The sequence below is a fragment of the Pseudomonas sp. NFX15 genome (assembly GCF_049132105.1).
Taxonomy (GTDB): domain Bacteria; phylum Pseudomonadota; class Gammaproteobacteria; order Pseudomonadales; family Pseudomonadaceae; genus Aquipseudomonas.
The window spans coordinates 15,482-27,725 of the sequence record NZ_JAFMPV010000026.1 but is presented as its reverse complement, the minus strand read 5'-3'; the positions used below and the strand labels follow the sequence as shown (position 1 = coordinate 27,725).

General features: G+C 59.8%; 10 protein-coding genes. 5 read left to right on the top strand and 5 right to left on the bottom strand.

Going from position 1 to position 12,244, the window contains the following annotated elements; genetic code table 11:
* Positions 1-524 precede the first annotated feature (524 nt).
* Both J1D76_RS22480 and J1D76_RS22475 read left to right on the top strand, forming a co-directional pair.
* Positions 525-725, top strand: coding sequence for a hypothetical protein (locus J1D76_RS22480; RefSeq protein ID WP_421140532.1), 201 nt, complete (start codon positions 525-527; stop codon positions 723-725).
* A 386-nt stretch (positions 726-1,111) separates the two neighbouring features.
* Positions 1,112-2,587, top strand: a complete 1,476-nt coding sequence (locus J1D76_RS22475; RefSeq protein WP_421140531.1) for an inorganic phosphate transporter — start codon at positions 1,112-1,114, stop codon at positions 2,585-2,587.
* Positions 2,588-2,855: 268 nt separating this feature from the next.
* Here J1D76_RS22475 and ccoM read toward each other — a convergent pair whose 3' ends face one another.
* From ccoM to J1D76_RS22460, 3 genes are all read right to left on the bottom strand, one after another.
* Positions 2,856-2,966, bottom strand: coding sequence for a cytochrome c oxidase subunit CcoM (gene ccoM, locus J1D76_RS22470; protein ID WP_421140530.1), 111 nt, complete (start codon positions 2,964-2,966; stop codon positions 2,856-2,858).
* Positions 2,967-3,111: 145 nt separating this feature from the next.
* Positions 3,112-3,273 carry a hypothetical protein gene (locus J1D76_RS22465; protein ID WP_008016476.1) on the bottom strand — a complete coding sequence of 54 codons (162 nt, stop codon included), beginning with the start codon at positions 3,271-3,273 and terminating at the stop codon, positions 3,112-3,114.
* Between the two features lie 98 nt (positions 3,274-3,371).
* Positions 3,372-3,713: an aspartate-semialdehyde dehydrogenase gene (locus tag J1D76_RS22460; RefSeq protein WP_421140529.1), complete on the bottom strand. Its 342-nt coding sequence runs from the start codon at positions 3,711-3,713 to the stop codon at positions 3,372-3,374.
* A gap of 218 nt (positions 3,714-3,931) precedes the next feature.
* On the opposite strand from J1D76_RS22460, the gene rapA reads away from it, so the two are divergent.
* Complete coding sequence (rapA, locus tag J1D76_RS22455) at positions 3,932-6,778, top strand: RNA polymerase-associated protein RapA (protein ID WP_421140528.1); 2,847 nt, start codon at positions 3,932-3,934, stop codon at positions 6,776-6,778.
* 169 nt (positions 6,779-6,947) lie between these two features.
* On the opposite strand, the gene J1D76_RS22450 is transcribed toward rapA, so the two are convergent.
* A complete protein-coding gene (locus J1D76_RS22450) occupies positions 6,948-8,297 on the bottom strand; it encodes a spinster family MFS transporter (protein ID WP_421140527.1) in 1,350 nt (449 codons plus the stop codon).
* 344 nt (positions 8,298-8,641) lie between these two features.
* Between J1D76_RS22450 and J1D76_RS22445 the strand changes: the two genes are divergently transcribed.
* Both J1D76_RS22445 and J1D76_RS22440 read left to right on the top strand, forming a co-directional pair.
* Positions 8,642-9,007: a YkgJ family cysteine cluster protein gene (locus tag J1D76_RS22445; RefSeq protein ID WP_421140526.1), complete on the top strand. Its 366-nt coding sequence runs from the start codon at positions 8,642-8,644 to the stop codon at positions 9,005-9,007.
* Positions 9,008-9,154: 147 nt separating this feature from the next.
* On the top strand, positions 9,155-11,371 hold the full coding sequence (locus J1D76_RS22440; protein WP_421140583.1) for a putative bifunctional diguanylate cyclase/phosphodiesterase: 2,217 nt from the start codon (positions 9,155-9,157) through the stop codon (positions 11,369-11,371).
* On the opposite strand, the gene J1D76_RS22435 is transcribed toward J1D76_RS22440, so the two are convergent.
* On the bottom strand, positions 11,328-12,224 hold the full coding sequence (locus J1D76_RS22435; RefSeq protein ID WP_421140525.1) for an NAD(P)-dependent oxidoreductase: 897 nt from the start codon (positions 12,222-12,224) through the stop codon (positions 11,328-11,330). The two genes, J1D76_RS22440 and J1D76_RS22435, sit on opposite strands and share 44 nt — an antisense overlap.
* Between the last annotated feature and the right edge of the window lie 20 nt (positions 12,225-12,244).

The following is a 12,244-nucleotide window of genomic DNA, read 5'->3' as shown; positions in this document are numbered from 1 at the left end:
CTTTCCCGGTTATTCAGCGACGGCGGGCTTGTTTGCATCGACTTGAGACAGGTCTTAAGGGCGCCATGTAGTTAGCGTAACTTGTTCGACTTAATGACGTCAGAAAGGCATCGCCCTAGTTAAGGCAAAGTTTGTGGCAAAAAAAAAGTCACATACCTAGATTTACTTTTAACTCTTCGGAGATAGTGTTCTTCAAATCGGCCGCTATAATACGATTCAGTAGCGCTTCGGAGTTTTTACTTGCCGACCCCCGTTACCCGGCAACACGATGTTCAATCGCCGTTGCCCCTGGTCAGCGCCAGACCCGCATTGCACAGCAATGCCCGGACGCTTGCCGAAACAGGAAACTGAAGCTACGTCAGCAATTTATCTCTGGTGCCGTGGCCGCCTGCGACATGGAACTGTTGATCACACTGTTGCCAGAACGATGCCCTTGTCGGGCATTGCCCTTCGACGAGCGTGATCAATCGATTTGATGCAGCGCGTTTTCACCAGAATTTATCTCAACTCAAACAGGTAGCACTGTGACGAAAGACGAACTGCGCGCAGAACTAGAGCGCCAGGAACAACGTTACAAGGACGTTTACGGCGGGGAAGTCACCACTTACGCCGCCCAAGCCGAACCGGAACGCAAACCCTGGCGTAAACGCGCCACCGTTCAGGACCAGGTTTTCCAGCAAGAACTTCAGAAAATGGAAAAGGAACTCAAAGCCGAAGAGCCTTGACCGCTTCGGCCTGACCCTTACAAGGACTGGTCTCTGCACCCGCTAAAAGCGGGCTGTACCGAGGTTGCCTTGCGCGCCCGCTACAAGCGGGCAGCGGCCCATGCCGTCCTATACCGTCGTCGAATCCGGCACATTTCTGATATCTGACCCATTTCTCAGATTTTTCACACAAGCATTCAAACCCCTATTACCGGGTGATGACGGTTTTTTGAATCTTGGTTTTTTAAATAAAATCAATGAGTTAAAAAACACAGCAAAACCCTTGGGTTTACGCCGTCGAGGCAAAAAATTTCGTTGAAGAATGTTACCGATGAGCAGCTAGTGCATTGATTGGCAGTCTTTTCTGGCATAATCGCGCCCCCTTATGACCGGGTCAGAAAACCTTCATGATCGATTTATTCAGCGGACTGGATGCTTGGGTGCTTGTGAGCCTCTTCCTCGCCCTGGCCTTTGTCCTCGCCTTCGAGTTCATCAACGGCTTTCATGACACCGCTAATGCGGTGGCCACTGTTATCTACACCAAAGCCATGCCGCCTCACCTGGCGGTGTTCTTTTCCGGGGTGTTCAACTTCCTCGGCGTGCTGCTGGGCGGCGTCGGCGTGGCTTATGCCATCGTCCACCTGCTGCCGGTGGAACTGCTGATCAATGTGAACACCGGACATGGCCTGGCCATGGTGTTCTCGTTGCTCGCCGCCGCCATCGCTTGGAACCTGGGTACCTGGTACTTCGGTATTCCGGCATCCAGCTCCCACACGTTGATCGGTTCGATCCTTGGTGTTGGCCTGGCCAACGCCCTGATCAACGACATTCCATTGGCTGACGGGGTGAATTGGCAGAAAGCGATCGATATCGGCGCCTCGCTGGTATTCTCGCCAATGGCCGGCTTCCTGATCGCTGCATTGATCCTGATCGGTCTTAAATGGTGGCGTCCACTGTCGAAGATGCACAAGACGCCGGAACAGCGCCGCAAGCTTGACGACAAGAAGCACCCGCCGTTCTGGAATCGCCTGGTCCTGGTGATCTCGGCCATGGCCGTGAGCTTCGTGCACGGTTCCAACGATGGCCAGAAAGGTATCGGCCTGATCATGCTGGTCCTGATCGGTATCGTGCCGGCGCAGTTCGTTCTCGACCTGAACAGCACGACCTACCAGATCGAGCGTACCCGCGACGCCACCCTGCACCTGAGCCAGTTTTATCAGCGCAACACTGACAACCTGGGCGAGTTCCTGGCCCTGGGCAAGAGCGTTGAAGGCGATCTGCCGGAGAAATTCCGTTGCAACCCGCAACAGACCGAACCGACCATTGCTGCACTGCTGCGTACCCTCAAGGGTGTCGCCGACTACCACTCGCTGCCGGCCGAAAGCCGCATAGAGATCCGTCGCTACCTGCTCTGCCTGGACGACACGGCGAAGAAAGTCAGCAAGCTGCCAAGCCTCGGCGCCCGTGAAAAGGCTGACCTGGACAAGCTACGCAAAGACCTGACCACCACCACCGAATACGCACCGTTCTGGGTCATCCTGGCCGTGGCACTGGCCTTGGGCCTAGGCACCATGGTCGGTTGGAAACGCGTGGTACTGACCATTGGCGAGAAGATCGGCAAGCAAGGCATGACCTACTCCCAGGGCATGTCGGCGCAGATCACCACCGCCAGTTTGATCGGCCTGGCGAACATCTTCAGCCTGCCGGTTTCCACCACCCATGTACTGTCCTCGGGCGTGGCGGGCACCATGGTCGCCAACAAAAGCGGCCTGCAGGGCGGCACTGTCAAAACCATCCTGCTGGCCTGGGTATTGACGCTGCCAGCCACCGTGGCGCTGTCGGCCGGGCTGTTCTGGCTGGCCTCGAAGGCACTTGGCAGCTAATTAAAAGCCAAACAAAAAAGGCGCGCTCCGTGAGGAACGCGCCTTTTTTATTATCCAATTCTTCGCCACACCACAAATCCTGTAGGAGCTGGCTTGCCAGCGAAGAGGCCGGCACATCCAACATTAATGTGGGCTGATAGATCATTTTCGCTGGCAAGCCAGCGCCGACATTGACCGTGTGCAATGCTCGAATAACAGGCAAAAAAAAGGCAACCGAAGTTGCCCAAAATGCCTTGCGTGCTCATTGCATCCAGAAAGAGCGGCGGTTTTATTTCCGCTTGTGCGAATCCTTCCAGATAAAAAGTCCGAACCCTGCGAAAAATACAAACATGAGGCTGACAGTCAGCACTCCGGCGAACACCACGTTGTCGAAAAACATGACGCGTCTCCTGAAATTGCCCTGTTGCGATGGGGCTAAGTTAACCAAACGGGCAGGAGAAAATATTGACCGGGGTCAATGTCGCCCGAGATTGGGCAAAAGGAAGGGAAAAGTTTGACCCGCATCGATGAATGCGGGGGAAGGCTCAGCGTTTTTTCGGTTTGTTCTTCGGCTTCTTCTTGGCCTTGCCCAGCGGCATGGCTTGCTCGAAGGCCTGGCGAACTTCATTGAGCCGTTTGTCATTGAGGTCATGAACACGCTTGGCGCGTTCGGCGTTAAGGTCGATCAGCTTGTCGTCTTGGCTCATGGCGGTCAGTGCATCGCTTGAAATGAGTGTCAGCCGCCGTAACGTTCGGCGTTCCCTGCGCCAATAATGCGGCCAGACGGCCGCGCTGACCAGCCTGCTCAAATCTCGATATCGACCCACAGCCCCTGTCGCGGCTGATCTTCCATCAGCGGCGCCACAGGCACGGTGTTGTCGGCATTGAGTTCATCGCCGGGAATCGCAAGGTGCGCCTCGGGATCATTGTCGGCTTCGTGGCGACGTCGTTCCTGTTCCTGCCGGCGGCGTTGTTCCTCGCGCAGCACCAGGCCATCCTCCTCGGGATTGCGCTGTTGCAGGTCGATGGTGCTTTCACTGGCGCTTTCCTGCACCGGCACCACCGGCGGGATGTCCGGGCGCTGGCGGATCGGGTCAGTCTGTGAGGTGATCGGTACGGCGCTCAAGGGGAGCATCGGTATCAGCATGGTAGCGGGTCTCCTGTCAGCAGGCTGTCGGCTGCGCGGATGGCGACTTGAGCCATCGGTCGCAAACTGTGACTCAATTGGCACTCAAAGGTGCACTTCAAGGCGATCCCTGCACAGGTGGGCTAACGTAAGGCTGTGAGTTTTTCTGAGAGTCCTTTGGCCCTGAAGCCCTCATTCCGTTAAGATAGCCCGCTTTTTCAAGGTGGGAGTCAGGCAGCATGGCGCAGCAGTATCAACCGGGGCAACGCTGGATCAGTGACAGCGAAGCCGAGCTGGGTTTAGGCACCGTTCTGGCACAGGACGGCCGCTTGTTGACCGTGCTCTACCCGGCCACTGGCGACACCCGCCAGTACGCGCTACGGAATGCGCCCCTCACCCGTGTGAGGTTTTCGCCCGGTGACTCCATCACGCACTTCGAAGGCTGGAAACTGACCGTGCGCGAAGTCGACGACGTCGATGGCCTGCTGGTCTACCACGGCCTCAACGCGCAAAACGAAGTGGTCACCCTGCCGGAAACCCAGCTGTCGAACTTCATCCAGTTCCGTTTGGCCAGCGACCGTCTGTTCGCCGGCCAGATCGACCCGCTGGCCTGGTTCTCCCTGCGTTACCACACCCTGGAACACACCAGCCGCCAGTTGCAGTCGGCGCTGTGGGGCCTGGGTGGCGTGCGTGCGCAACCGATCGCGCACCAGTTGCACATTGCCCGTGAAGTCGCCGATCGTATCGCGCCGCGGGTTTTGCTGGCCGACGAAGTGGGCCTGGGCAAAACCATCGAAGCCGGTTTGGTGATCCATCGCCAACTGCTGTCCGGGCGCGCCAACCGCGTGTTGATCCTGGTGCCGGAAAACCTCCAGCACCAGTGGCTGGTGGAGATGCGCCGCCGTTTCAACTTGCAAGTCGCGCTGTTCGACGAAGAACGTTTCATCGAAAGCGATGCCAGCAACCCGTTCGAAGACACCCAACTGGCACTGGTTGCGCTGGAGTGGCTGGTGGACGACGAGAAGGCCCAGGACGCGTTGTTCGCGGCCGGTTGGGACTTGCTGGTGGTCGACGAGGCTCACCACCTGGTATGGCACGAAGATCAGGTCAGCCCTGAGTATTCCCTGGTCGAGCAACTCGCCGAAACCATTCCGGGCGTACTGCTGTTGACCGCGACCCCGGAACAACTGGGCCAGGACAGCCACTTTGCTCGTCTGCGCCTGCTCGACCCGAACCGTTTCCACGACCTGCAAGCCTTCCGCGCCGAGAGCGAGAACTATCGCCCGGTGGCCGAAGCCGTCCAGGAACTGCTGGACCAAGGGCGCCTGTCGCCGCAAGCCCACAAGACCATCCACGGCTTCCTCGGTAACGAAGGCGAAGCCCTGCTGGCCGCCGTCAACGATGGCGACACCGAAGCCAGCGCCCGTCTCGTGCGCGAACTGCTCGACCGCCACGGCACCGGCCGCGTGCTGTTCCGTAACACCCGCGCCGCCGTGCAGGGTTTCCCGGAGCGCAAGCTGCACCCGTACCCACTGCCGTGCCCGGACGAATACCTCGAACTGCCATTGGGCGATCACGCCGAGCTGTACCCGGAAGTCAGCTTCCAGGCCCAACCGGACGCCAGCGAAGAAGAACGCTGGTGGAAGTTCGACCCGCGCGTCGAATGGCTGATCGACCAGCTGAAGATGCTCAAGCGCACCAAAGTACTGGTGATCTGTGCCCACGCCGAAACCGCCATGGACCTGGAAGACGCCCTGCGCGTGCGTTCCGGCATTCCGGCCACGGTGTTCCATGAGGGCATGAACATCCTCGAGCGTGACCGCGCCGCCGCCTACTTCGCCGACGAAGAGTTTGGCGCGCAGGTGCTGATCTGCTCGGAAATCGGCAGTGAAGGCCGCAACTTCCAGTTCTCCCATCACCTGGTGCTGTTCGACCTGCCGGCGCACCCCGACCTGCTGGAACAACGTATCGGTCGTCTCGACCGGATCGGCCAGAAGCACATCATCGAACTGCACGTGCCGTACCTGGAAACCAGCCCGCAAGAGCGCCTGTTCCAGTGGTACCACGAAGCGCTGAACGCCTTCCTCAACACCTGCCCGACCGGCAACGCCTTGCAGCACCAGTTCGGTCCGCGCCTGCTGCCGCTGCTCGAAGAAGCCGACGATGGCGAGTGGCAGGCACTGATCGACGAAGCGCGCACCGAGCGCGAGCGCCTGGAAGCCGAACTGCACACCGGCCGTGACCGCTTGCTGGAGCTGAATTCCGGTGGTGCGGGCGAAGGCGATGCGCTGGTCGAGGACATTCTTGAGCAAGACGATCAGTTCGCCCTGCCGATCTACATGGAAACCCTGTTCGACGCCTTCGGCATCGACAGCGAAGACCATTCGGAAAACGCGCTGATTCTCAAGCCGAGCGAAAAAATGCTCGACGCCAGTTTCCCGCTGGGCGACGACGAAGGCGTGACCATCACCTACGACCGCAACCAGGCGCTGTCTCGCGAAGACATGCAATTCATTACCTGGGAGCACCCGATGGTGCAGGGCGGCATGGACCTGGTGCTGTCCGGCTCCATGGGCAACACCGCCGTGGCGCTGATCAAGAACAAGGCGCTGAAACCGGGCACCGTATTGCTGGAGCTACTGTATGTCAGTGAAGTGGTTGCCCCGCGCTCGCTGCAACTGGGCCGTTACTTGCCGCCGGCTGCCCTGCGCTGCCTGCTCGACACCAACGGCAACGACCTGTCGGCCCGTGTCGCGTTCGAAACCTTGAACGACCAGCTCGAAAGCGTGCCGCGTGCCAGCGCGAACAAGTTCATCCAGGCCCAACGTGACCAGTTGACGCCACGGATCAACGCCGGTGAAGCGAAGATCCTGCCGCGCCACACCGAGCGTGTCGCCGAGGCGCAGCGTCGCCTGGCCGCCGATACCGACGAAGAATTGGCACGCCTGAGCGCGTTGCAAGCGGTCAACCCGACCGTACGCGACAGCGAACTGGTGGCCCTGCGCAAACAACGCGAACAAGGCCTGGCCATGCTCGACAAGGCTGCGCTGCGACTGGAAGCGATTCGGGTGTTGGTGGCGGGTTGATCCCCTCTGCCTCCCGGTAAAAACAAAAGGCCCGCCGTGATGCGGGCCTTTTTTGTTGATCTGGTTTTTGCAGTGATGCCCATGGCCTCTTCGCGAGCAGGCTCGCTCCTACAATGGATCTTGGGTAACACGAGATCCCTTGTAGGAGCGAGCCTGCTCGCGAAGGCAATTATGCAGTCGCCACAGAAGCCTCCTGCTCAACCACCGCCGACAACCCATCCTTCATCCGCTTGGCATCGCGCACAAAACTGCGCGACGCCAAAAACAAAAACACTACGGTAAACAACAGCGCCACCGGAATCAGGTACATCGCATCGTGCAGGCCGACCGCTTTAAACGCCTCAGTCATCTGCTCGGTGCCCGCGGCGAGCATCGCCGTGTGGGCAAAGTGATCGGACAAGGCCCCGACCACCACTGGCCCCAGGCCGCCACCCAACAGGTATAGCCCGGCAAAAAACAGCGCCATGGCCGTTGCGCGCAGGCGCGGCTCGACCACGTCCTGCATGGCCGTGTATACGCAGGTGTAGAAGTTGTAGGCAAACAGCCAGCCGACGCTGAACACGGCGACAAACACACCCATCTCGATACGCCCGGAATGCAGGGCCCACGCGGTGCACACCGTTGATATCACCAGGCTGAAAGCCGCGAACAGCAGTCGCCCATTGGCGACCCGTTGGTGAATCTTGTCGGCAATCCAGCCACCGAGCGTCAGGCCTACCAACCCGGTAATACCAACAATTACCCCGGTAGCCACGGCCGCTTCCTGCAATGGCATCAGGAAATACCGTTGCAGCATCGGCACCATGAATGAGTTACAGGCATAGGTGGCGAAGTTGAAACACAGGCCGGCCATCACCATCCAGAGAAAGGTCGGTACGGCCAGCACCCGACGAATAGGCCGATCGATCTTTTCCTGCGACACCTGGACGCTCTCGGCGGCCCCGCGCTTGGGCTCCTTGATGAAAAACATGAAGATCGCGAGGATCAGCCCCGGCACCGCCGCGATGAAGAACGGTGCGCGCCAGCTATCGAATGCCTTGACCATCGCCCCGATGGTGAAGAACGCCAGCAACAGCCCCAACGGCAGGCCGAGCATGAAGATGCCCATGGCCCGCGCCCGACGGTGGGCTGGAAACAGGTCGCCGATCAGCGAGTTGGCCGCCGGCGCATAACTGGCTTCGCCGATGCCGATGCCCATGCGCACTAGCAGGAAACTCCAGAAACTGCCGACCATGCCATTGACGGCGGTCAGACCGCTCCACACTGCCAGCCCCCAGCCCATCAGTTTGCTGCGCGAGCCGGTATCGGCCATGCGCCCCAATGGCAGACCGGCAATGGCATAGACGAGGGTAAACGCGGTGCCGATGATGCCCAACTGGAAGTCACTGAGATGCCATTCCATGCGAATGGGCTCGATGATGATCGCCGGGATGGTCCGGTCGAAAAAGTTGAACAGGTTGGCCAGGAACAACAGGAACAGAATGCGCCAGGCATTGGCCGCTTGGGTCGAGTTCTGCATGGGTCCGTCTCTTTTATTGTTGTCGGAGCGTCACTGCTCCCGGACTATGCAATCTAGACAGGCCTGCGCCAACTGTCTGTCATTATTCGCCCGGCTGATACCTGACCATGACGCACGACCTGTAGGAGCGAGCCTGCTCGCGAAGTGGTGTGTCATTGGGCAATGAGGGTGATTGATACGGCGCTTTCGCGAGCAGGCTTGCTCCTACAGGGGGACGGGGACTGCGGCAGTCCGTCCGGTGGTTGAAAAATACCGCTCGCCCCCCCTTCCCAAGCCGTTGCCGAAGCCTAGAATAGCGCCCTCGTTTCCCCCTGCGTCTCCACTCCTCCATACGATAATCGCCCATGTCCGAAGTCAGTCCCTGTCTGAATTGCGGTGCCTGCTGTTCTCATTTTCGCGTGTCATTTTTCTGGGGTGAATGCGCCTCGTCCGGGGGGACGGTACCCGATGAGCTGGTCGAACAGATCAGCCCCAGCCGGGTCGCGATGCTCGGCACCGGCTGCAAACCCGTGCGCTGCGCCAGCCTGGTGGGCGACGTGGGCAGCGCAGTGCAGTGCTCGATCTACGAAAAACGCTCCAGCACTTGCCGCGAGTTCGAAGCTTCATGGGTCGACGGCCTGGCCAACCCCGATTGCGATGCAGCCCGTGCCGCTTTCGGCCTGCCCCCCCTGGAACCAGCGTTCGAGCTGCCTCAGAGGCAAATCGCCTAAGCATTAGCACTAATCGCTATTAGCCTAATGTCGAAATCATTGGCACCAATATGCCACTACCGCTTGCACTCCACCCACGCCCTCTATACTCCAAGGCGTTCGTTGGCGCTCCTTGCGCCGGCCTGAGGGATAACGATGGGGCATGCTATGGAGTGGCTTGGTTTGCATTTCATTACCGAGCTACCAGAGAGTGGGCAGGTCATACTCAATTGCACCCATGACCCGTTTCTGGTGCTGCTGGCGTATCTGGTCGCCTGTGTCGGCTGCTTCGCGACACTGGACATGGCCGAACGGGTTGCTCACGCCGAAAGGTCGGCTTCCCAGACGCGCTGGCGCTGGGTGGGCGCCGGATGCCTGGCGGGCGGGATCTGGGCCATGCACTTCGTCGGCATGCTGGCCTTCCAGGCGCCAGTCGATCTTCACTACCAACTCCCTGTCACGCTGCTCTCGCTATCCATCGCGTTGCTGGCAGCCTGGCTGGCGATGCACACCCTCAGTCTCCCGCACCTGAATGTTCAAAGGTGCCTCATGGCCTCTGTCGGGATCGGCCTGGGCATCGCGACCATGCATTACGTGGGCATGGCGGCAATGCATTCCAATGCCAGCATCTACTACCACCCGGGCCTGTTTGCCCTGTCCATCGCCATCGCCATTGGCGCTGCACTGGCAGCCTTGCTGCTGGCCTGGTACTTGCGCAACGGCGCCGGGATGCTGCATCAACTGTTCAAATACTGCGCCAGCCTGATGCTCGGGGCGGGCATCCTCAGCATGCACTTCACCGCCATGGCCGCCTTCAACCTGGTGCTGCCCGGCGGCACCCTGCCCGCGCAACCCGCTGAACACAGTCACCTGCAACTGGCCCTGACCGTGACGGTGATGACCCTGCTGATCATCGGCAGCAGCATCAGCGCGGCACTGGCGGACAAGAAGCTGCAACACAAGGACCACGACCTGCAGCGGGTCAATTCGCTGCTCAGCCAACTGGACCAGGCGCGCATGTCGCTGCAACAGGTGGCGCATTACGACGCCCTCACCAACCTGCTCAACCGGCGCGGGTTCAACCAGATTTTCGCCGAAAAACTGATCGAGAAATCCAATGAAGGCGGGATGCTGGCCGTCCTGTTCCTCGACATCGATCATTTCAAGCGGATCAACGACAGCCTCGGTCACGACGCCGGCGACGAACTGCTCAAGGTGCTCGCCGGGCATATCAAGAGTTCGATCCGCAGCCACGAAGATGTAGTGGCCCGCTTCGGCGGCGACGAGTTCTGCCTGCTCATCGACCTGCACGACCGTGACGAAGCGCGGCAGATGGCCCAGCGCATCATGCAGAAAATGAAGGAACCCATCGAGCTGGCCGGCCGGCGCATGGTCATGACCACCAGCATTGGCATCAGCCTGTTTCCCGAAGACGGCAAGACCTGTGAGGAACTGCTGAAGAACGCCGACCTGGCGCTTTATCAGTCCAAGGGCAGCGGCCGCAACGGCCTGAATTTTTTCAGCGCCAACCTGAAGACCCGCGCCACCCTCGAGCTGCAGTTGGAAGAAGAACTGCGCCACGCCCTGCGTGAAGACACCGGCCTGATGCTCTATTACCAACCGATCTATGACCTCAAGACCGGTCAGGTCAGCAAACTCGAAGCCTTGATTCGCTGGCAGCACCCGGTCCACGGTTTCTTGGTGCCGGATCGCTTTATCGCCATCGCCGAAGCCAACGGCTTGATCGCCGAGCTGGATAACTGGGTATTGCGCAAGGCCTGCGAGGATCTGGCCGAGCTGTCGCGCCAGGGCTGTGAAGACCTCAAGATCGCGGTGAACTGCTCGCCACTGAACCTGGCGCGAGAGGAACTGGCCGACGAGATCGAATTCGCATTGCGCGCCGCCGGCGTGGCGCCGCACCGACTGGAACTGGAGGTCACCGAAAATGCCTTGATGGGCAATATCGCCAACACGCTGATATTGCTGCGCCAGATACGCGCCCTCGGCGTGTCGCTGTCGATCGATGACTTCGGCACCGGCTATTCATCGCTGGCCTACCTCAAGCGCCTGCCGCTCAATACGCTGAAAATCGACCGTTCGTTCATTCAGGACATTCCAAAGGCCACCCAGGACATGGAAATTGTCCAGGCGATTATCGTCATGGCCCATACCCTGCACCTGCAAGTGGTCACCGAAGGCGTCGAAACCTTCGAGCAATACCAGTTCCTGGAAAACCACGGCTGTGACTTCGTCCAGGGCTACCTGCTGAGCCGGCCGGTGCCGCTGGCCGATCTGCATCCGGTGCTGAACGAAATCAACCAGCGCAAGCATGCCTACACCGTCACGACGTTGAGTCTGGCTCACGGTACAACTGCACTAATGTAGACGGGTCTTTTTCGAGGAAGCCCTGGCTGCCATGCAGGCGCATCAATTGCGCCGCCAGGCCGCTGATGGGTGTCGCCGAACCCTGCTCACGGGAAAATTTCACCGCAGTGTCCAGATCCTTGAGCAAGGTGCGCACGTGCCACTTGACCGGCTCGAAGCGGTTTTCGGCCATTTGCGGGGCGAGGATCTGCAACGGTTTCGAATCGGCAAAACCTCCGGCCAGCGCCTCGGCGATCAGGCTGGCATCCACCCCGGAACGCTCCGCCAGCGCCACCACTTCGGCAATCACCAGGGCATTGCAGGCGACGATCATCTGATTGCACGCCTTGGTCACCTGCCCGGCACCGACACCGCCCATGTGCGTCACCCGCTGCCCAAGGTTCATCAGTACGGAGCGGACCCGCTCCAGGTCCTGCGCCTCACCGCCGACCATGATCGCCAGGCTGCCGGCTTCGGCCCCCACCACACCACCGGACACTGGAGTGTCCAGCCAGGCCATGCCGGATTTTGCGGCGAGCTGCGCGGCCATTTCCCGCGTGGCGTTGGGCTCAAGGCTGGAAAAATCCACCAGCAACTGACCGCTTTTCGCACCCTCGGCAATACCTGCCGGACCAAACACCACCTCGCCCACGACCGCCGTATCGGCCAGGCACAACATCACCACGTCAGCGTGCTGGCACAGTTCGGCCGGGCTAGCGACCTGCCGCGCACCCGCTTCCACCAATGGTTTGCATTTATCCGGATTGCGATTCCACACCGTCAGCGGATAGCCCGCGGCCAAAAGACGCCGACACATCGGCAAGCCCATCAGGCCGATTCCGGCGAACCCCAGCGAAGGTAGCAATGACATCATTTTGCCTCCCTTTGATTAAA